The organism is Streptomyces sp. NPDC056061, from assembly GCF_042266885.1.
Taxonomy (GTDB): Bacteria; Actinomycetota; Actinomycetes; order Streptomycetales; family Streptomycetaceae; genus Streptomyces.
In genome coordinates this window covers 188564-209541 of the sequence record NZ_JBHJWQ010000003.1, presented here as the reverse complement: position 1 = coordinate 209541, position 20978 = coordinate 188564, and the positions used below count along the sequence as shown (strand labels likewise).

Annotated in this window: 18 protein-coding genes; 8 read left to right on the top strand and 10 right to left on the bottom strand. The window is 67.1% G+C overall.

Annotated features, from left to right (window positions below):
• Window positions 1-172: 172 nt before the first annotated feature.
• A complete protein-coding gene (locus tag ACFC79_RS06985) occupies window positions 173-1615 on the bottom strand; it encodes a CCA tRNA nucleotidyltransferase (protein WP_376236236.1) in 1443 nt (480 codons plus the stop codon).
• Window positions 1616-1797: 182 nt separating this feature from the next.
• Between ACFC79_RS06985 and ACFC79_RS06980 the strand changes: the two genes are divergently transcribed.
• The 7 genes from ACFC79_RS06980 (at window position 1798) to trxA (ending at window position 11769) form a co-directional block, all read left to right on the top strand.
• Window positions 1798-4107 (top strand): DUF6049 family protein, encoded by a 2310-nt coding sequence (locus ACFC79_RS06980; RefSeq protein ID WP_376236233.1) that lies wholly within the window; start codon window positions 1798-1800, stop codon window positions 4105-4107.
• Between the two features lie 49 nt (window positions 4108-4156).
• Window positions 4157-6316, top strand: coding sequence for a murein biosynthesis integral membrane protein MurJ (gene murJ, locus ACFC79_RS06975; RefSeq protein ID WP_376236231.1), 2160 nt, complete (start codon window positions 4157-4159; stop codon window positions 6314-6316).
• 126 nt (window positions 6317-6442) lie between these two features.
• Complete coding sequence (locus ACFC79_RS06970) at window positions 6443-8164, top strand: protein kinase family protein (protein WP_376236229.1); 1722 nt, start codon at window positions 6443-6445, stop codon at window positions 8162-8164.
• Window positions 8165-8605: 441 nt separating this feature from the next.
• Window positions 8606-9349 (top strand): RNA polymerase sigma factor SigM, encoded by a 744-nt coding sequence (sigM, locus tag ACFC79_RS06965; protein WP_376236227.1) that lies wholly within the window; start codon window positions 8606-8608, stop codon window positions 9347-9349.
• A complete protein-coding gene (locus ACFC79_RS06960; RefSeq protein WP_376236224.1) occupies window positions 9346-10293 on the top strand; it encodes a hypothetical protein in 948 nt (315 codons plus the stop codon). Before sigM ends, ACFC79_RS06960 begins: the two co-directional genes overlap by 4 nt.
• Window positions 10294-10425: 132 nt before the next feature.
• Entirely contained in the window at window positions 10426-11388 is a 963-nt protein-coding gene (gene trxB / locus ACFC79_RS06955; RefSeq protein WP_376236222.1) for a thioredoxin-disulfide reductase, read from the top strand.
• 48 nt (window positions 11389-11436) lie between these two features.
• Window positions 11437-11769: a thioredoxin gene (gene trxA, locus ACFC79_RS06950; protein WP_376236220.1), complete on the top strand. Its 333-nt coding sequence runs from the start codon at window positions 11437-11439 to the stop codon at window positions 11767-11769.
• 90 nt (window positions 11770-11859) lie between these two features.
• Here trxA and ACFC79_RS06945 read toward each other — a convergent pair whose 3' ends face one another.
• From ACFC79_RS06945 to rpmH, 9 genes are all read right to left on the bottom strand, one after another.
• A complete protein-coding gene (locus tag ACFC79_RS06945) occupies window positions 11860-12477 on the bottom strand; it encodes a GNAT family N-acetyltransferase (protein WP_376236217.1) in 618 nt (205 codons plus the stop codon).
• Between the two features lie 296 nt (window positions 12478-12773).
• Entirely contained in the window at window positions 12774-13874 is a 1101-nt protein-coding gene (locus tag ACFC79_RS06940) for a ParB/RepB/Spo0J family partition protein (RefSeq protein WP_376236215.1), read from the bottom strand.
• Window positions 13871-14947 carry a ParA family protein gene (locus ACFC79_RS06935; RefSeq protein ID WP_376236212.1) on the bottom strand — a complete coding sequence of 359 codons (1077 nt, stop codon included), beginning with the start codon at window positions 14945-14947 and terminating at the stop codon, window positions 13871-13873. Before ACFC79_RS06935 ends, ACFC79_RS06940 begins: the two co-directional genes overlap by 4 nt.
• Window positions 14948-15245: 298 nt before the next feature.
• Window positions 15246-15962, bottom strand: coding sequence for a 16S rRNA (guanine(527)-N(7))-methyltransferase RsmG (rsmG, locus tag ACFC79_RS06930; RefSeq protein WP_376236209.1), 717 nt, complete (start codon window positions 15960-15962; stop codon window positions 15246-15248).
• Between the two features lie 108 nt (window positions 15963-16070).
• Entirely contained in the window at window positions 16071-16580 is a 510-nt protein-coding gene (locus tag ACFC79_RS06925) for a protein jag (protein ID WP_376236206.1), read from the bottom strand.
• A gap of 14 nt (window positions 16581-16594) precedes the next feature.
• Entirely contained in the window at window positions 16595-17896 is a 1302-nt protein-coding gene (gene yidC, locus ACFC79_RS06920) for a membrane protein insertase YidC (protein WP_376236204.1), read from the bottom strand.
• A gap of 3 nt (window positions 17897-17899) precedes the next feature.
• The gene (yidD, locus tag ACFC79_RS06915) at window positions 17900-18259 is read right to left on the bottom strand and encodes a membrane protein insertion efficiency factor YidD (protein ID WP_376236202.1); all 360 of its coding nucleotides are present in this window, start codon (window positions 18257-18259) and stop codon (window positions 17900-17902) included.
• Window positions 18256-18627: a ribonuclease P protein component gene (gene rnpA / locus ACFC79_RS06910; RefSeq protein WP_376236200.1), complete on the bottom strand. Its 372-nt coding sequence runs from the start codon at window positions 18625-18627 to the stop codon at window positions 18256-18258. The genes yidD and rnpA overlap by 4 nt, the downstream gene beginning before the upstream one ends.
• Before the next feature lie 18 nt (window positions 18628-18645).
• Window positions 18646-18783 (bottom strand): 50S ribosomal protein L34, encoded by a 138-nt coding sequence (gene rpmH / locus ACFC79_RS06905; protein WP_073790753.1) that lies wholly within the window; start codon window positions 18781-18783, stop codon window positions 18646-18648.
• A gap of 379 nt (window positions 18784-19162) precedes the next feature.
• Between rpmH and dnaA the strand changes: the two genes are divergently transcribed.
• Window positions 19163-20962, top strand: coding sequence for a chromosomal replication initiator protein DnaA (gene dnaA, locus ACFC79_RS06900; RefSeq protein WP_376236198.1), 1800 nt, complete (start codon window positions 19163-19165; stop codon window positions 20960-20962).
• Window positions 20963-20978: the final 16 nt, after the last annotated feature.

Genomic DNA, 20978 nt, shown 5'->3' with positions numbered 1-20978 from the left:
GTTGTGTTTTTTTTTTTTTATACCCCACGGCCCGGGCCCCCTCGCGGGTTGGGGGGGGGGGGGGGGGTTTGTTCCCCTAAAAACACCCCCCCCCACCCACACCAACCACCCTCACGTTTCACGTGAAACAAGGCAGCACACCCCGGTCAGCGGCAAGCCGGGGTCCAATGACTCATCCCTGAGCGGCCCACCACGCCTTGAGCCGGTCGACGGCCATGTCATGCCCCATCGGCCCGTGCTCGAGCCGCAGATCCAGCAGAAACGCGTACGCCTTGCCGACCACCGGCCCGGGACCGACGCCCAGGGTCTTCATGATCTCGTTGCCGTCCAGGTCGGGCCGGATCGCATCCAGTTCTTCCTGCTGCTGCAACTGCGCGATGCGTTCCTCAAGACCGTCATAGGTCCGGGAGAGTGCGGCGGCCTTGCGTTTGTTCCTGGTGGTGCAGTCCGAACGGGTCAGCTTGTGCAGCCGCTCCAGCAAGGGCCCGGCGTCACGGACGTACCGACGCACTGCGGAGTCGGTCCATTCGCCGTCGCCGTAGCCGTGGAAGCGCAGGTGGAGCTCCACCAGCTTGGACACATCCTTGACCATGTCATTGGAGTACTTGAGGGCGGTCATGCGCTTCTTGGTCATCTTGGCGCCCACCACCTCGTGGTGGTGGAACGAGACCCGCCCGTCCTTCTCGAACCGTCGCGTCCTCGGCTTACCGATGTCATGGAGAAGCGCGGCAAGCCGCAGAACCAGGTCGGGCCCGTCCTCCTCCAGGTCGATCGCCTGCTCCAGCACGGTCAGCGAGTGCTCGTAGACATCCTTGTGGCGGTGATGCTCATCACTCTCCAGCCGCAGGGCGGGCAGCTCCGGCAACACCCACTGCGCCAGCCCCGTATCGACGAGCAGCGCCAGGCCCTTGCGCGGGTTGCCGGACAGGAGCAGCTTGTTGAGCTCCTCCCTGATGCGTTCCGAGGAAACAATCTCGATACGTCCGGCCATTTCCGTCATCGCCGCGACCACGTCGGGGGCCACGTCGAAGTCCAGCTGTGCGGCGAAGCGGGCAGCGCGCAGCATCCGCAGCGGGTCGTCGGAGAAGGACTCCTCGGGGGTGCCCGGGGTTCGCAGCACATGCCGGGACAAGTCCTCGAGTCCACCGTGGGGGTCGATGAATTCCTTCCGGGGCAGCGCCACGGCCATCGCATTGACCGTGAAGTCACGACGGACGAGGTCCTCCTCGATGGAGTCTCCGTAGGAGACCTCCGGCTTGCGCGAGGTCCTGTCGTACGCCTCCGACCGGTAGGTGGTGACTTCGATCTGGTAGCCGTCCTTCTGGGCGCCCACCGTGCCGAAGGCGATACCGACCTCCCAGACCGAGTCGGCCCAGGGACGCACGATCTTCAGCACGGCTTCGGGGCGGGCGTCCGTCGTGAAGTCGAGGTCGTTCCCGAGCCTGCCCAGAAGGGCGTCCCGGACCGAACCGCCGACCAGAGCGAGACCGAATCCGGCATCCTGGAAACGGCGGGCGAGGTCGTCGGCGACCGGTGACACCCGCAGCAGTTCACTGACTGCGCGGTGCTGCACCTGGGTAAGGGCGCTGGGGCTGTCTTCGTTGGCGTTCGACACAACAGAAAAGGGTACGTGCCCGGACCGGCCCGGTCGTCCGAGTTCCGCCCCGCCCCATGAGGCTTTCCGATCTTGTGGCCCACTCCGCAGCACTGGGCACCCGCGTACATCGTTACCATGCGTGGACGCAACAACCGACAACCATCGACACCAGCTGACAACGACGAGGGACGGGCAGGCGCGTGGCCGAGGCGGCAGACAATCAGGGAATCAGTCCCTCTCCTGCCCGCCGCTGGCTGCGGCGCACAGCATCCCTGATCGTCGGGGCCCCGCTCGTCGCGGCGCTGCTGACCGCGCCGACCGCCCCCTCAGCCCACGCCGACCCGGCCGCGAAGGCACCCTCCGGCTCCGAGACGGTGAAAGTGTCCTTGGACACCATCGCTCCCAGCGCTCCGGTGAAGGGGGACACACTGACCGTCGCCGGCACGGTGACGAACCGGGGCAAGGCAACGGTCACCGATGCGACGGTGGATCTGCGGGTGGGACCAAGGCTCACCGGCCGGACGATGATCGATGCCGCCTCCAAGCGCACCGGATACGTTCCGGGCGGTGATCCCGCCCCGCTCGGTGGCAAGTACACGGTGAAGCTGCCGAAGCTCCGCTCGGGGATCAGCCAGGACTTCACGCTGTCCGTCCCGGTCTCCAAGCTGGACCTCGGCGACGACGGCGTCTACCAGATCGGTGTCTCCCTGTCCGGGCAGACCTCCCGGGCGCAGTACGACCACGTGCTGGGGATCCAGCGCACCTTCCTGCCCTGGCAGGAGGAGGAACGCGACACCCGGACGAAGTTCACCTACCTCTGGCCTCTCATCGCGCCGGCCCACGTCACCGCCGAGACCGGAGCCGACGACGAGCAGACGGCGGTATTCGCCGACGACGGCCTGGCCGCCGAGCTCGCCCCGGGCGGACGCCTTGAGCAGATGGTCGCGCTCGGCAGCCAGCTGCCGGTGACCTGGGTCATCGATCCCGACCTGCTGGCCAGTGTCGACGCGATGGCACGGGGTTACCGGGTCAAGTCCGGAGACACCACCGTCGCCGGGCAGAACCAGGCCGTCGCGAAGAAGTGGCTCGCCGCCCTGGAGGCCGCGGTGTCCGACGGCAAGGTGGTCGCGCTGCCTTTCGCCGACCCCGATCTGGCGGCCATCGCGCACCGCGGCAAGAGCGTGTCGGGAACCCTCAGCCATCTGCAGACTGCCACGGAGGCGGCCGGGTCGACCGTGCAGACCGTCCTGCACGTGACGCCGTCGACGGACTTCGCCTGGCCCGTCAACGGAGCGATCGACCCGGCGATCGTCGATGTCGCCACCTCGGCCGGCGCCCACAAGGTGATCGCCCGCAGCGACAGCCTGGAGGAGAGCGACAACCTGTCGTACACGCCGACCGCGGCCCGTCCGATCGGTGGCGGCACCACGGCGGTGGTCTCCGACGCCCGGCTCTCCACGGCGTTCCAGGGCGACATGTCGAAGGCGGGGAGCTCCACTCTCGCGGTGCAGAAGTTCCTCGCCCAGACCCTGGCCCTGACTGAACAGGACACGGGGACGGACGCGGAACGCAGCATCGTCGTCGCGCCGCAGCGCATGCCGACGGTCGCCCAGGCCCACTCGATGGCGACCGCCCTGCACGCACTCGACGACGGGCGCTGGACCCAGCCCCTGGGGCTCGTGGACGCGGCCGAGGCGAAGCCCGACGCCGACGCGACGACCAGCGTTCCCGGCGCGTCCCACTACCCGAAGAAGCTGCGCAGCCAGGAACTGCCCACCCAGGCATTCCAGGACATCAAGTCCACGCAGGTCTCGCTCAACAAGTTCCAGGTCATCCTCACCCTGCCCGAGCGTGTGGTCACCCCCTTCGGCAACGCCGTGAACCGGTCCATGTCGACGTCGTGGCGAGGCAAGCCCCTGGAGGCCCAGCAGTACCGGGACTCCGTTCGCACCTATCTCCAGGGCCTCATCAACGAGGTGCAGCTGATCTCGAAGTCCGACGTCACCCTGTCCGGCCGCAGCGCCACGATCCCGGTGACCGTGCAGAACAGGCTCCTGCAGGGCGTGGACAATCTGGTCCTGCGCCTGAAGTCGGACAACGCGACCCGGCTGAAGCTGAACGACGGCGGAGCCGTGGCGGAACAGCCGATCCGGATCGCCGGCGGCCACAGCCAGTCCGTGAAGTTCGACGCCGCGGCCAACATCAACGGCCAGGTGCAGATGACGGCCCAGCTCTACACCGAGGACGGCACACCGTACGGCGAGGAGATGACCTTCACCGTGAAGGTCTCGGAGCTCACCCCGACCGTGCTGCTCGTCATCGCCGGCGGACTGCTGCTGCTGGTCCTCGCGGGCATCAGGATGTACACCCAGCGCAAGCGGGCCGCCGCGGTCGGCGCGGATGCGGACGGAGACGACGGCGAGGAACCCGAGCACCCGAGTGACCCCGCGCCGGACACCGGTCCGGAAAGCCGGGAGGCGTCGGGCTCGGGTGAGAAAGTGGAACGTTGAGCGATGTCTGTCGTGGCCGGTCGGCCGGGGACGATGAGGTGGGGTTTCGATGAACGCGCCGTACGACGGTGACCGCGGTCAGGGTGCGGGCGGAGCCGGGCCTTCCGACGGTCCGCCGATGCCTCCCGGACCGGGCGGGGTTCCATCGACGCCCGATCCGTACCTGCAGACCGCGTACGGCCACGATCCCTACCGGGCTCAGGACCTGTCGTCCCAGGACCCGGTGGCCGAGGCGCTCTACGACCGCGCCGCGCACCCGCCGCCGCCCCCCGGCACGTACGAGCAGCCCCAGCCGATGTACCAGCAGCCGTCCCCGGCGCAGTACCCGCCGGATCCGCGTGTCTGGGCCCAGACGCCGCCTCCCGAGCCCGACGGTCCGTCGCGGTATCTGCCGTACGGCGACAGCGCGGCGACCACCCAGTACGTCGGGGTGGACGACCTCGTCGGCCAGGCGTCGCAGGGCCAGGAGCAGCCGGATGCCTTCGCGCACCTGTACCGCGACCAGGAAGGTCCGGCGAGCACCTCGCCCGTTCCGGCCGAGCCCGAGCCCGCACCGGCGCCCGCGCCCGCCAAATCGGGTGGCCGGGCCTCCGGCCTGCTGAAGTCCAGTGCGCTGATGGCCGCCGGCACCCTCGTGTCCCGGCTCACCGGCTTCGTCCGCACACTCGTGATGACCGCCGCACTCGGAGCGGCCCTGCTCGGCGACAGTTTCACCATCGCGTACACCCTGCCGACGATGATCTACATCCTCACTGTGGGCGGCGGCCTCAACTCGGTGTTCGTGCCCCAGCTCGTCCGTTCCATGAAGGACGACGAGGACGGCGGCGAGGCATACGCCAACCGGCTACTGACTCTGGTGATGGTCGCGCTCGGTGTGATCGTCGCGATCGTCGTCCTCGCCGCCCCGTGGCTGGTCCACGCGATGTCGCCGACCATCGCACGGGATCCGGCGGCCAACAGCGTCGCCGTGACGTTCGCCCGGTACTGCCTGCCCACCATCTTCTTCATGGGCATCCACGTCGTGATGGGGCAGATCCTCAACGCCCGCGGCAGGTTCGGCGCGATGATGTGGACCCCGGTCCTCAACAACATCGTCATGATCTTCACGTTCGGCATGTTCATCTGGGTCTACGGCACCTCCGCCGAATCCCGGATGGGGGTCCAGACGATCCCGCCGGACGGCATCCGGCTCCTGGGCATCGGCACCCTTCTCGGCCTCGTCGTCCAGGCACTGGCCATGATCCCGTACCTGCGCGAGGCAGGCTTCCGGTTCCGTCCGCGCTTCGACTGGCGGGGGCACGGCCTCGGCAAGACGATCAAGCTGGCCAAGTGGACCGTGCTGTTCGTCCTGGCCAACCAGGCGGGCGTGCTCGTCGTGACCCAGCTGGCGACCTCGGCGGGCAAGCTGTCCGGAAAGGACGGCGCGGGGTTCCTCGCCTACTCCAACGCCCAGCTGATCTGGGGCATGCCGCAGGCGATCATCACGGTGTCGGTCATGGCGGCCCTGCTGCCCCGCATCTCCCGAGCCGCCCACGACGGCGACCCGGGTGCCGTCCGTGACGACATCTCCCACGGCCTGCGCAACTCGGCGGTCGCCATCGTGCCGGTCGCCTTCATGTTCCTCGCCCTCGGTCTGCCGATGTGCACCCTCATGTACTCGTCGGCCGGCAACGAGGCAGCGCGTTCCATGGGATACATCCTCATGGCATTCGGGCTCGGCCTCATCCCGTACTCCGTCCAGTACGTGGTGCTGCGAGGCTTCTACGCCTACGAGGACACCCGGACGCCCTTCTACAACACGGTCATCGTCGCCGCCGTCAACGCGGCCGCCTCGGCCCTCTGCTACGTGATCCTGCCGGCCCAGTGGGCCGTGGTCGGCATGGCCGCCGCATACGGGCTCGCCTACGCGGTGGGCGTGGGAGTCGCCTGGCGACGGCTGCGCAACCGGCTGGGCGGTGACCTGGACGGTGCGAACGTCGTACGCACCTACGCCCGGCTGTGCCTGGCGGCCGTCCCGGCGGCCGTGCTCGGCGGCGGAATCGGCTTCGCCGTTCTCCAGGGTCTCGGTGAGGGCGCCTTCGGTTCCCTGGTCGCGCTGATCTGCGGGGGAGCCGTTCTGATGGGCGTCTTCGTGGTCGCGGGCAAGCGGATGCGCATCGAGGAGATCAACGGCATGGTCGGCATGGTCCGCGGGCGACTCGGACGCTGAGGATCACCGGTGCACAACCATCACCGCCCCTTGCGTGTCGTGCATTGCGTCGGAGTGTGGGCACAATTGGCGTGACTGTGCAGAGCTGGCTGGCATCGCGCAACGGATGGGGAGGCAGGAACGACGGTGGCGGAACGTAGCACGGCTGCCGTCGACGTGGCCGACAACAGCGGTGACGAACCGCTGACCGCCAAGGCGGATGAGACCACGGCCGACGGTACGGCAGAAGTTCAGGACTCGACGGGCCCGAAGTCGCAGGACAAGGACGACGAGCGTCACCGTTCCGAAACCACCCTGCCTGCCCCCGACCTGCACAGCGGGCACAAACTCGCGAAACGCTACCGGCTGGAGGAGTGCGTCACCCGGCTGGACGGGTTCAGCAGCTGGCGTGCCGTCGACGAGAAGCTGCGCCGCGCGGTGGGCGTTCACCTGCTCCCCGCCGACCACCCTCGCGCCCGCTCCGTGCTGGCCGCCGCACGGTCCGCAGCGTTGTTGGGCGACCCGCGTTTCGTGCAGGTGCTCGACGCGGTGGAGGAGGACGACCTCGTCTACGTCGTCCACGAATGGCTCCCCGACGCCACCGAGCTCACCTCCCTGCTGGCCTCGGGGCCGATGGAGGCGCACGACGCGTACCAGCTCGTCAGTCAGGTCTCCCAGGCCATGGCGGCGGCCCACCGGGAGGGGCTCGCCCATCTGAGGCTGACGCCGGGGGCAGTCCTGCGGAGCTCCACGGGCCAGTACCGGATCCGCGGCCTCGCGGTGAACGCCGCCCTGCGCGGCATCACCTCCGACGGACCGCAGCGGGCGGACACCGAGGCGATCGGGGCCCTGCTCTACGCCGCACTCACTCGGCGCTGGCCGTACGAAACCGATGCCTACGGTCTGTCCGGTCTGCCCAAGGGCGTGGGCCTGATCGCTCCGGACCAGGTGCGGGCCGGAGTGCACCGTGGTCTTTCCGAGCTCTCCATGCGTGCCCTCGCCAATGACGGCGCCACTGCCTCCCGGCAGGAAAAACCGTGCACCACCCCGGACGAACTTGCCAAGGCCGTCGCGGCGATGCCTCGCATCCGCCCGCCGGAGCCCGTCTTCACCGCGCCCCCGGAGTACCAGCGCACCACCTACCAGCAGGGAAACTATCGGCGTCCGGCCGCCGGGCCCGGCGTCGCCGCGACCGCACCCGTGATCGCCGTGCCGCCGCCTCCGCTGCAGAGCCGCACCGGCAAGGCTCTGAAGTGGGCGGTCTCCGCCCTGCTCATCGCCGCGCTGGGACTTGGCAGCTGGCAGCTGGCAGACGCCCTGCTGCACCACGACAAGGGGTCCGACGACCAGCAGACGACGCAGACCACCGACGACGGCGGCAAGCCGAAGGCGCCCGCCCCGGTCAAGATCACGGAAGCGCGGGAGTACGCCCCGGACGGATTCCCGCAGGCGCCGGGCGAGGTCGACAAGACGTACGACGGCAAGAGTTCGACCTTCTGGCGGTCCAAGACCTACATGGACGGCCCCGAACTCGCCCCGTACAAGAAGGGCGTCGGCATCGTCTACGACCTCGGCTCGGAGAAGAATGTCTCCAACGCGTCCATAGGACTCCTGTACAGCGGGAATCACACCACGGTTTCGCTGTACGCGGAGGACGGCATGTCGCCGAGCGCCCCCGTCGAGTCGCTGAAGCCGTTCGCGACACAGAGCACGAACGGCGTGTCGGTCCAGCTGAAGGCCGGAACACCGACAAAGACGCGTTATGTACTCGTCTGGATCACTGCCGCACCGTATGCGTCGGGTGATTCCTACACCCAATCCGGCTACAAGCAGGCCATCACGGACGTCACCTTCTCCGCCGCGGAGTAATCACATCGGCCTTGTCCGCCACGGCGTGGAAAGCCGGGCCCGCCAGGAACGAAAGCTCCGGCGGCCCCGGCTTCTTCGATCGGCGCGAAGGCGTCTTCGAGCGCGGGCACAAATCCTCAGGAATTCCATGCAGGAAAGGCATGCGCAACCGCCACCCTTCCCATCCGAATTGCCCACGATGCGCGCCCGCGCGGCATGGCTCCCCACGGATTCCCGCAACTCAGCGGCTTCCAACACCCAGCACGACAACAAGAGTTGGGCAGGCAAAGGTGACAACGCCGCATGGCACGCTCACCCATACGAACATTTCTCTTCATTGGTGATCAGATATCCCATTACGGGGCAGGCGGACTCTCAGCCTTTTTGGTGAAGGATGTTTCTCACCATCCTTACCTGTGCGATTGATCCTCATCATTTACTTTCCGGGACGGATCGGTTTCAATGCACGCATGGCGTCGGCCGAGGAGGGAACCCGTGAGTCCTGGGGCGGACACCCCCCACACGGCAAGCGACCAGGACCTCCTCCACCGTCATGTCGCCGGCGACGCCGACGCCTTCGGCGAGCTCGTACGACGGCACCGTGACCGGTTGTGGGCGGTGGCCCTGCGAACCCTTGGCGACCGCGAAGAAGCCGCCGACGCGGTTCAGGACGCCCTGGTCTCCGCCTTTCGTGCGGCTCACACCTTCCGCGGGCAGTCCGCCGTCACCACCTGGTTGCACCGCATCACCGTCAATGCCTGCCTCGACCGGGTCCGTAAGGCGGCCACCCGCAAAACCTCACCCATCGACGACAACGAGAGGTTCGAGCAACTCCTCGAACCTCATGAATCCGCTGAAGCACCGGCGGAGCGTCAGGACCTCCATCGCGAACTCCTGGCCGCGCTCTCCACCCTTCCCGCCGAACAGCGTGCGGCACTCGTCCTCGTGGACATGCAGGGATACCCGGTGGCCGAAGCGGCGCTCATCCTCGACGTGCCGACAGGCACCGTGAAAAGCCGCTGTGCACGGGGCCGGGCGCGGCTCGCTCCCTTGCTCAGACATCTGCGCCATGAAGGCATGAGAGTCGATGAATCCGAGAGGGAAAGGAACCGGACGTCACATGCATCCGTCCCACCCGCATCGGGACCGAAAGATACGGGCACGAGTGATCCCGCTGCGGTGAAGGGCGGAGGTGGACACGCATGACATCAACGACCGACACGAGCAGCCATCCCGACGTTTCGGAGATCTCCGATTTCACGGAGGGTCTTCTCCCGTCGGCAAGAGCGGACACGGTACGCGGCCATGTGGACGACTGCACGCTGTGCAGTGATGTCCACGCCTCGCTCATCGGGATTCGCCAACTGCTCGGTACTGTGCCTGTGCCGCAACGCATGCCCACCGATGTCGCTGACCGGATCGATGCCGCTCTCACCGCTGCGGCCCTCCACGACACGATCACCGACGACGTGGCACATGTTTCACGTGAAACAGAGCCGCTCCCAGCGTCGAAGTCCGATGTCCCCCTCACCACCGACCGCCCGGCAGGACGCCCCAGCGCTGCCACCGGGCCCGGCCGTCGCCCCACACGCCGCCGCCGTCGCACGGCTGTTCTGGGCACCGCTCTCGGCGCGGCCCTCGTCGGCGCAAGCTTCCTCATGTTGCAGGGCGTCCACACGACGCAGGACACTGCCACCGGTCCCAAGACCACGACCCGTGATACCGGCTCCGCGGCGAACGACGCGTCGACGTTCTCGGAGTCCACGCTGGAGAACCAGGTCCGAAGCCTCCTGCATGCCGAGTCGGAACCGTCGCCCCCGGACGGGGTCACCACCGAGAAGCGGGCACCGTCGCTCAAGATGCAGTCGACGCCCGAGAACGAGCCTCCCGTTTCCGGGTCGTCCCCATCCCCACTCCGGGCACCCATCGTGTCCGTTCCATCCTGCGTACAGCGAGGAACCGGCCGCGATGCCGCGGCCCTCGCTATGGAGAAGGGCAGCTACGAAGGGACGGACGCTTTCCTCGTCGTCCTGCCTCATCCCTCCGACTCTTCCCGGGTGCAGGCCTACGTCGTGGACGCGGCCTGCACCCGGGAAGAGGGCACGACCACGGGAAAGCTCCTGCTCACCCACGTCTACGCACGCCCCTGAGAACCGGACCGGATGCCGTCCGGCACGTCGGGAATGCATCCCCCGTAGGATCCGTTGGGTGGGGTGAGAGTCGTTGAACCGCCCCCGGTAGGCGTGGACAGTAGGCAGTCTGCAGAAACGAGGAAGAGACCCGTGAGCGACGTCCGTAATGTGATCATCATCGGCTCCGGCCCCGCGGGCTACACGGCCGCCCTTTACACAGCACGTGCCTCGCTGACGCCGCTGGTGTTCGAGGGCGCCGTCACCGCCGGTGGCGCACTGATGAACACCACAGACGTGGAGAACTTCCCCGGCTTCCAGGACGGGATCATGGGTCCCGAGCTCATGGACAACATGCGTGCCCAGGCCGAGCGCTTCGGTGCCGAACTCGTCCCGGACGACATCGTCTCCGTAGACCTCACGGGCGACATCAAAACGGTCACCGACACCGCCGGTACGGTGCACCGTGCCAAGGCCGTCATCGTGACGACCGGATCCCAGCACCGCAAGCTCGGCCTGCCCAACGAGGATGCACTCTCCGGACGCGGTGTCTCCTGGTGCGCCACCTGCGATGGCTTCTTCTTCAAGGATCAGGACATCGCCGTGGTCGGTGGTGGCGACACTGCGATGGAGGAGGCCACCTTCCTTTCCCGCTTCGCCAAGTCGGTCACCATCGTCCACCGCCGTGACACGCTGCGTGCCTCGAAGGCGATGCAGGACCGCGCCTTCGCCGACCCGAAGATCAAGTTCGCTTGGGACAGCGAGGTTGCCGGGGTGCACGGCGAGCAGAAGCTCTCCGGCCTGACCCTTCGCAACACCAAGACCGGCGAGACTTCGGAACTCGCGGTGACCGGCCTCTTCATCGCGGTGGGGCATGACCCGCGCACCGAGCTCTTCAAGGGACAGCTCGACCTGGACGACGAGGGCTACCTGAAGGTCGACGCCCCCTCCACCCGCACCAACCTGACCGGTGTCTTCGCCGCCGGTGACGTCGTCGACCACACCTACCGGCAGGCAATCACCGCAGCCGGCACAGGTTGCTCGGCCGCTCTGGACGCAGAGCGCTTCCTCGCCGCGTTGGCGGACGAGGAGAAGGCCACCGCTGCCACCGTCTGATCTTTCTTTCCCACCTCACACCCCAGTAGCTGAATGAAGGAGGCCGCCGTGGCCGGCGCCCTGACAAACGTGACCGACGAAACCTTCGACGAGGTCGTCCTCAAGAGCGGAAAGCCTGTCCTGGTGGACTTCTGGGCTGCCTGGTGCGGGCCGTGCCGCCAGATCGCGCCCTCCCTGGAGGCCATCGCCGCTGAGCACGGCGACCAGATCGAGATCGTCAAGCTCAACATCGACGAGAACCCTGCCACAGCAGCCAAGTACGGCGTCATGTCCATCCCGACCCTGAACGTCTACCAGGGTGGCGAGGTTGCCAAGACCATCGTGGGTGCCAAGCCGAAGGCCGCGATCCTCCGTGACCTCGAAAGCTTCATCGGCGCATAGAACCGCTGTCCGCTGTTTCACGTGAAACGGTCCGTCCTCATCAGGAGGACGGACCGTTTCTCATTGCCCGGACCGGAGCGAGCGGCTGAATCACAGTGGCCGCAGAGCCGGTTCCTTCTGGACGACGCCGAGCAACCGGTCCAGCGCCAGCTCGACGTCTTCCTTCCAGGAGAGTGTCGTCCGGAGTTCCAGTCTCAGCCGGGGATGCACAGGGTGCGGCCGCACCGTCTTGAAGCCGACCGCAAGAAGGTGATCAGCGGGAAGTACACAGGCGGGCTGCTTCCACCGGGCATCCCCGAAAGCCTCGATCGCCCTGAAGCCACGACGCAGCAGGTCCTTGGCGACGGTCTGCACCATCACCCGGCCCAGTCCTTGCCCCTGGTATCCGGGCGAGATCCAGGCAGTCATCAGCTGAACGGCATCAGGAGCCACGGGGCTGGTGGGAAAGGCCGTCGAACGTGGCACATACGCCGGCGGCGCATACAGAACGAAGCCCACCGGTGCGTCATCGACGTAGACGACCCGGCCACATGATCCCCACTCCAGGAGAACGGCCGAGATCCACGCCTCCTTCTCCAATTCGGGCGTGCCAGCCTTTACCGCAGCTTCTCCGCTGACCGGATCGAGCTCCCAGAAGACACACGAGCGGCAGCGTCTGGGAAGGTCGGAAAGGTTGTCCAGTGTGAGCGGTACGAGCCGACGCCCCATAAAGGCTGTTCCTCGCTTCCTTCGCCCGTCGCATCGCGTATGACACTCACTGCGCGCCGTTCAGGTGCGGGAGCCGATGGCTCCCGAGCACTCCTGAGTCCGGTCACACCGCCACCGGTCGCCTGCGGCTCCACCACCGCATGGTCGCCCTCAACCCAGGTGGCTCAAGCAGTATGTGCCATACCAGAACGCATCGTATCCACCCGGACATCAAATCGGCACCGAGAGAAAGCAATGGGCGGGCTGTGTTCCGGTCGACACCGGAGCACAGCCCGCCCATTGCTCGTCCCGGAGGATCAGCCTTCGCTGTCCTTGGCCTCGTCCTCGGGCGGAGCCCCGTCGAGAACCCGGCCCTCGCCCGGTGCCAGGCTGCCGAGAATACGGTCGAGATCCTCCATCGACGCGAACTCGACGACGATCTTCCCCTTCTTCTGCCCGAGGTCGACCTTCACCCTGGTCTCGAAGCGATCCGAAAGACGGGAAGCGAGATCCGACAGGGCCGGTGAAACTCGGCCGCCGGCCCGCGGCCCCTTGGGCTTCGCGGAGCTCGTGGAATCGGAGCCCATCAGCTTCACGATCTCTTCGGCCGCACGCACCGAAAGACCCTCCGCCACAATGCGATGCGCCAGCTTGTCCTGCTCCTCCGAGTCCTCCACCGAGAGCAACGCCCGCGCATGACCGGCTGACAGCACTCCGGCCGCTACCCTCCGCTGAACCTGTGGCGACAGCTTCAGCAAGCGCAAGGTGTTCGACACCTGCGGGCGGGAGCGCCCGATCCGATCGGCAAGCTGGTCGTGCGTGCAGCTGAAGTCCTTGAGCAGCTGGTCGTACGCGGCCGCCTCTTCCAAGGGGTTCAGCTGAGCCCTGTGAAGGTTCTCCAGGAGAGCGTCCAGGAGAAGCTTCTCGTCCTCGGTGGCCCGGACAATGGCCGGGATCCGGTCCAGGCCCGCCACGCGACAGGCCCTCCACCGCCGCTCACCCATGATGAGCTCATAGCGATCCGGTCCCGCCTTCCGTACGACGACGGGTTGCAGGAGGCCGACTTCCTTGATCGAGGTCACCAGCTCGTCCAGCGCATCCTCGTCGAACACATCACGAGGCTGCCGCGGATTGGGAGTGATGGCATCGAGAGGAATCTCGGCGAAGTACGCCCCGGCGACCCCCGTCGGTTCTGCGGCTGCCACGGGCTCCGCAACCGGGCTACTGGGCTCCGGCACCACCGGAGTGGAGACAAGGCCGGCCACCTTGGCGGCTGCCACTCCGCGCCCCGATGCCATGACCGGCCCCGCACCGGCAGAGGCCGTGCCCGGTCCTGCGGACGGCACCTGCTTCTCCTGCGGAGCGGCGGGGATCAAGGCACCCAGCCCACGCCCCAACCCTCTTCGACGCTCGCTCACTGAATCCCCTCCGAAATGTTCTGCTGGCTGATCCCACTGCCCGTATGGGCATGCTGGGCGTCGTATTGCACCCCGACACCTCGCAGGGCGATCTCACGCGCCGCTTCGAGGTAAGACAGCGACCCGCTCGAACCGGGGTCGTAGGTCAGCACGGTCTGCCCGTAACTCGGCGCCTCCGAAATGCGCACCGACCGCGGAATGCTGGTCCGCAGGACTTCCTTGCCGAAGTGACTGCGCACCTCCTCCGCGACCTGCGAAGCGAGCCTGGTCCTGCCGTCGTACATGGTGAGCAGAATCGTCGATACATGAAGATCGGGGTTGAGATGCCCCCGGACCAGTTCCACATTGCGCAGCAACTGTCCAAGCCCTTCCAGCGCGTAGTACTCGCACTGGATGGGAATCAACACCTCTGCACCGGCGACCATGGCATTGACGGTCAGCAGACCGAGCGACGGCGGGCAGTCGATCAGGATGTAGTCCAACGGCTGCTCATACGCCTGGATCGCCCGCTGGAGACGGCTCTCCCGCGCCACCAACGACACCAGTTCGATCTCGGCACCGGCGAGATCGATGGTGGCGGGAGCGCAGAAGAGTCCTTCGACGTCCGGGACCGGCTGAACCACTTCCGAGAGCGGCCTGCTCTCCACCAGGACGTCATAGATGGAGGGAACTTCGGCATGGTGGTCGATGCCCAGGGCCGTGGACGCATTGCCCTGAGGATCGAGGTCGACTACGAGAACGCGCGCGCCGTGGAGCGCAAGCGAAGCGGCAAGATTGACCGTCGTGGTCGTCTTGCCCACTCCACCCTTCTGGTTGGCCACCACCATGACGCGCGTACGGTCAGGACGGGGCATGCCCTCGCCGGCGCGGCCGATGGCCTCGACCGCCAGTTGGGCCGCACGACCGATGGGGGTGTCGTCCATCGGCGGCGGTGTTTCACGTGAAACACCCTCCCCCGCCGATTCGGTTCGGGGACCGGGGACCGGATCGGTCATCGGTCCCGCAATGTTGGCGTCGGACCGCAAGGATTCACTCTCCTCGACTTCAGGCTCGCAATGAACAGAGCCTGCCATGCTTTCAGGGTCGTGAACCAGCGAGGCCCGCTCTTCTGTGGACGAATCCATTTCTGTGGACAACTCCGTAGCCCTAACGGGCCTGCTACGCCTCGGTGTGCCGGCGGCGCGACCACGGCTGATGATTCCATGCAGCAGAGAGCGACGTTTCACGTGAAACACGATGCCTCCGCAACGTTGCTACGGAGGCACGACACTCCGCATCGTGTACGCACGGCAGCGCTCCAGGAACATCATCTGGAAGCGGCCGAAGCAGACCGCGCAAGGCAGATCGCCTCTGCGCGTGCGCTCAAGCGGATCAGCGGCGGCGCCTCGTACGACTCGTCCGCGCGGCCTTGGCCCTCTTCGCCGCGAACCGCACGCCCCCGGGGCTCTCTCCGACCACCACACGCACCACCGTGGACATCGGATCGACAATGCCTTCTCCGACATGCAGCACTTCGGTCTCCACCACCCCGAGCTTGCTCAGCGCAGCCCGCGCACCGGCAAGCTCCTCCTCGGCGGTGTCCCCCTTGAGAGCCAGCATTTCTCCGTACGGCCGCAGGAGTGGAACCCCCCAACCGGCCAGTCGATCGAGCGGCGCCACGGCGCGAGCCGTCACCACATGGACGGGCTGGACCGTCCCCAGAACCTCCTCGGCCCTGCCACGCACCACCGTCACATGGTCCAGCCCGAGCAGTTCGACGACCTCTTGAAGGAAGTTGGTGCGCCGCAACAGCGGCTCCAGCAGAGTGATCTTGAGGTCGGGACGCACCAGCGCCAGCGGGATGCCCGGCAGACCCGCGCCGGAACCCACATCGCAGACCGTGACCCCCTCCGGCACGACCTCGGAGAGCACCGCACAGTTCAGCAGATGCCGCTCCCAGAGCCGAGGCACTTCACGCGGACCGATCAGCCCCCGTGTCACCCCGGCATCGGCCAGCAGTTCCGCGTACCGGACAGCTTCCGGGAAGAAGTCACCGAAAACTGCCTGCGCGCCCTCGGGCGCCTGGGGAAGCTCTACTTCCGCCGTCACGGGAACCGTCCTTCCATACCGCACGACCGCACTGTGGCGGCTGACTATCAGGCTGACAAAGATCGGCCCCGCCTGTGAACAGACGGGGCCGACAGAACAAGGGTCCGGTCAGGCCGGGAGAACGACGACGAAGCGCTGCGGCTCCTCGCCCTCGGACTCGCTGCGCAGGCCCGCGGCTGCCACCGCATCGTGCACGACCTTGCGCTCGAACGGTGTCATCGGGTCCAGCTTCACCGGCTCACCGGTGCTCTTGACCTCATCCGCGGCCTTGGCGCCCAGCTCGGCGAGCTGGGCCCGCTTCTTGGCCCGGAAGCCGGCGATGTCCAGCATCAGCCGACTGCGGTCCCCGGTCTCCCGGTGCACGGCGAGCCGCGTCAGCTCCTGGAGCGCCTCCAACACCTCACCGTCACGGCCCACGAGCTTCTGCAGATCACGTGCCGAGTCGCTGATGATCGAGACCGCGGCCCGGTCCGCCTCGACGTCCATGTCGATGTCGCCGTCGAGATCGGCGATGTCGAGCAGGCCCTCGAGGTAGTCCGCTGCGATCTCGCCCTCCTGCTCAAGGCGGGTCAAGGTGTCGCTGCCCTCAACGGCCGTGGAGGTGGTGCCTTCCGTCACGGATGGACTCCTTCTTACTTCTTGGACGGGTGCTTGGGCCGCTGCGGACCCTTGCGCTGTCCGGACTTGGCTTGGCGTGAGGAGCCGGACGCGGCCTTGCCCGCCGGCTTGTCGTCCTGCGAGGCGTCCGACGTCTTGGCCCGCGCCTGGGAACCGCCGGTGGCCTTCGAACGCGTCGGGGTCGTACCGCCGGTCTTGGTACCGGCCTGCTGCGTCGTACCGGCGCCGGTCCCGGTGGCGGCACCGGTCTGGCGCTGGGACTTCGTCTGGCGCTTGGGCTGCTGGCGTCGCTGCGCGGCGCCGCTCTCGGCCTCGGCGAGGGCGGTGTCGCTCTTGACCACCGAGCCGTCCTCCTGGGCCGCGAAGCCCTGCTTGGCCAGGCCGGTGATGAACTTCCGCTCGATGTCGTTGCGGTCCGGGCCCTTGGACACGATGCGCTTGACCATGTTCCGCCTGGTCCGGCCGCGCACCTCGCCATGAGCCATGACGCTCTTCAGCAGACGTCCCAGGTACTGGTCCTGCGCCTTGCTGCCCGGCGTCGGGTTCTGGTTGATCACGTACATCTGCTGACCCATGGTCCAGACGTTGGTGGTCAGCCAGTAGACGAGGACACCGACGGGGAAGTTGATACCCATGACGGCGAAGATCACCGGGAAGATGTACATCAGCATCTTCTGCTGCTGCATGTACGGCGTCTTGACCGTCAGGTCGACGTTCTTCGTCATCAGCTGGCGCTGGGTGAAGAACTGCGAGGCCGACATCATCACGATCATGACCGCGGTGACGACCCGGACGTCGGTCAGAGAGGCTCCGAGAGCCTGGACCTTCTCCTCGCTGTCCATGAACTTGGCAGCGAGCGGCGCGCCGAAGATGTGTGCCTGACGGGCGCTGTCGAGCAGCGACTGGTCGATGACACCGATCTTCTTGTTCGACGCGATGGCCGAGAGCACGTGATACAGGGCGAAGAAGAACGGCGACTGCGCCAGGATGGGAAGGCACGAGGAGAGCGGGTTGGTACCCGTCTCCTTGTACAGCTTCATCATCTCTTCGGACTGACGCTGCTTGTCGTTCTTGTAGCGCTCCTGGATCGCCTTCATCTTCGGCTGGAGCACCTGCATGTTGCGGGTCGACTTGATCTGCTTGACGAACAGCGGGATCAGGCAGATCCGGATCAGCACCACCAGGGACACGATGGACAGGCCCCAGGCCCAGCCGGTGTCATTGCCGAAGATCGCTCCGTACAACCTGTGGAACTGGACAATGACCCATGAAACAGGCCAGGTGATAAAGCTGAACAGACTGGCAATCGTGTCCACTAATCAGGCTCCTTGAGCATTGGGCGAAGTCTCTGCGGCCGGGCTCGGGGGCTCGGAAACCGACCCTCCGGGAGGCACATCAGCGGTGGAGTCCCCGCCCTTGCCGCCGCGCATGGCATGGCGCAGCAGTTCGTGCCAACGCGGACGTTTGCGTGGTGGAACATGGTCCACGCCACCGGGTGACCACGGATTGCACCGCAGGATGCGCCAGGCCGTCAGCGCTGTTCCCTTGATCGCTCCGTGCCGGTCGATCGCCGTATATCCATAGTGGGAACACGACGGGTAGTAGCGGCAGACGGGTCCCAGAAGCGGGCTGATCGTCCACTGATAGAGCTTGATGAGAGCCAGCAGCGGGTACTTCATCGCGCGCCCCCTCCCAGCAGCCGCTGGAGTGCGGCGTCCAGGTCTCGGGCCAGTTGTGCGTGGTCGGCGTCACCCGCTCCGGGCAACGCTCGTACGACAACCAGGCTACCGGGGGGCAGCAGGGCCAGCCGTTCTCGGACCAGGTGGCGAAGCCTGCGCTTCACCGCAGTACGCACAACCGCTCCACCCACGGCTTTGCTGACAACGAAACCCGCACGTGTCGGGGGAGCGTTCTCCCCAGTCACGTGCGGGTCCGTGGCACCGCTGCGTAGATGAACGACGAGAAGCGGGCGGCCGGCCCGGCGTCCTCGGCGTACTGCGGTCGCGAAGTCCTCGCGCCGCCTCAGCCGATTCTCGGTAGGCAGCACGTCATGACCTGTAAGCGATCAGGCGGAAAGGTTGGCGCGACCCTTGGCACGGCGGGACGCGAGAATCGCGCGGCCGGCACGGGTGCGCATCCGCAGCCGGAAGCCGTGGGTCTTCGCGCGACGACGGTTGTTCGGCTGGAAGGTGCGCTTGCTCACTCGGGGGCTCCAGAAATGACTCGGGTTTTGGCGGGACATCGTCTGGCTGTCACCGTGCGCCCACGAGAGACTCGGTAAACGCTCAAGTGCACCGCTTCACGACCACAGATCGTGATCTTTGCCCATCGGAGGCAGGCGGCAGCAGCCATCGACAACTCGACCTGGTCACGGTACGCGCGGCTACGCCATCCGGTCAAACCGGCTCCGTGACGCCCGCACTGTGCACAGGCTGTGGACAACAACTTGAACCGTGCGGGTCGCCCTGGCTACCGTGGCTGAACCCCGGTTCTTTTTCTTCCTGCCTGCCGGTCCTCACCCATCCCGACCCACCCCGTCCCGAGAACCACACATTCGTGGGACCAGCGAGAGAGCGTGCCCTGTGGCTGACGTACCTGCCGATCTTGCCGCAGTGTGGCCACGCGTGCTGGAGCACCTCCTCGGGGAGGGGCAGCAGGGCATCGAGCCGAAGGACAAGCAGTGGGTCGAGCGCTGCCAGCCGCTCGCGCTGGTCGCCGACACCGCGCTGCTCGCCGTCCCCAACGAATGGGGAAAGCGGGTGCTGGAAGGCCGGCTGGCGCCGCTCATCAGCGAGACGCTGAGCCGTGAGTGCGGCCGTCCGATCCGCATCGCGATCACCGTCGACGACTCCGCGGGGGAGCCCCCGAGCCCGCCCGCGCCCCCGATACACCAGTCCCCGCAGGCCCAACAGCAGCGCTACCCGGAACCGCCGCACGACGAGCGCCGGCACAACGACGCGTACGACGGATACGGGCACCGGCCCTCGGACGACGGCATGCCGACCGCCCGGCCCGCCTACCCCGACTACCAGCAGCAGCGTCCCGAACCCGGTGCGTGGCCGCGCACCCAGGAGGATCTTTCCTGGCAGCAGCCCAGGCTCGGGGGATTCCAGGACCGCGACTCGTCCGTGGACCAGTGGCGGGAGCCCTATGCGGGTGGGCACTCCTCGCACGACTACCGGCCGCAGCCGCCCGAGCGCCAGGCGTACGAACAGCAGCGTCCCGAGCGCCACGACCTGCCGGGCCCCCAGGCCCAGCACCGTCCCCCGGCCGCCGGAACCGGCAGGCCCGGGGGTCCGGGCGGGCCGATGGGCGGGCAGCCGTCGTCGACGCCCGGTCCCGGGGAGCCGGCGGCCAGGCTGAATCCGAAGTACCTCTTCGACACCTTCGTCATCGGGGCGTCCAATCGGTTCGCGCACGCCGCCGCGGTCGCGGTCGCCGAGGCGCCCGCCAAGGCGTACAACCCGCTCTTCATCTACGGGGAGTCCGGGCTCGGCAAGACGCACCTGCTGCATGCCATCGGGCACTACGCCCGCAGCCTCTATCCGGGCACCCGGGTGCGGTACGTGAGCTCCGAGGAATTCACCAACGAGTTCATCAACTCGATCCGCGACGGCAAGGGCGACACCTTCCGCAAGCGCTACCGCGATGTGGACATCCTGCTGGTCGACGACATCCAGTTCCTGGCGAGCAAGGAGTCGACGCAGGAGGAGTTCTTCCACACCTTCAACACGCTGCACAACGCCAACAAGCAGATCGTGCTCTCCTCGGACCGGCCGCCCAAGCAGCTGGTGACGTTGGAGGACCGGTTGCGCAACCGCTTCGAGTGGGGGCTGACCACCGATGTGCAGCCGCCGGAGCTGGAGACGCGGATCGCGATCCTCCGCAAGAAGGCGGTGCAGGAGCAGCTCAACGCCCCGCCGGAGGTCCTGGAGTTCATCGCCTCCCGTATTTCCCGGAACATCAGGGAGCTGGAGGGTGCACTGATCCGGGTCACCGCGTTCGCCAGCCTCAACCGCCAGCCGGTGGACCTCGGGCTGACCGAGCACGTACTGAAGGATCTGATCCCCGGTGGTGAGGACTCGGCACCGGAGATCACGGCGACGGCCATCATGACGTCGACCGCGGACTACTTCGGTCTGACCGTGGACGATCTGTGCGGAACCTCGCGCAGCCGCGTACTGGTGACGGCCCGGCAGATCGCCATGTACCTCTGCCGCGAACTCACCGATCTCTCGCTGCCCAAGATCGGGCAGCACTTCGGCGGCCGTGACCATACGACGGTGATGCACGCGGACCGGAAGATCCGCGCGCTGATGGCGGAGCGACGTTCCATCTACAACCAGGTCACCGAGCTCACCAACCGCATCAAGAACGGCTGACGCGGCGCCGACGCCG

Bases quoted from the DNA above. Each gene is read 5' to 3' on its own strand.
- murJ (WP_376236231.1), top strand. From the start codon at position 4,157: ATGAACGCGCCGTACGACGGTGACCGCGGTCAGGGTGCGGGCGGAGCC.
- sigM (WP_376236227.1), top strand. From the start codon at position 8,606: ATGCACGCATGGCGTCGGCCGAGGAGGGAACCCGTGAGTCCTGGGGCG.
- ACFC79_RS06960 (WP_376236224.1), top strand. From the start codon at position 9,346: ATGACATCAACGACCGACACGAGCAGCCATCCCGACGTTTCGGAGATC.
- ACFC79_RS06945 (WP_376236217.1), bottom strand. From the start codon at position 12,477: ATGGGGCGTCGGCTCGTACCGCTCACACTGGACAACCTTTCCGACCTT.
- ACFC79_RS06935 (WP_376236212.1), bottom strand. From the start codon at position 14,947: ATGGCAGGCTCTGTTCATTGCGAGCCTGAAGTCGAGGAGAGTGAATCC.
- yidD (WP_376236202.1), bottom strand. From the start codon at position 18,259: ATGAAGTACCCGCTGCTGGCTCTCATCAAGCTCTATCAGTGGACGATC.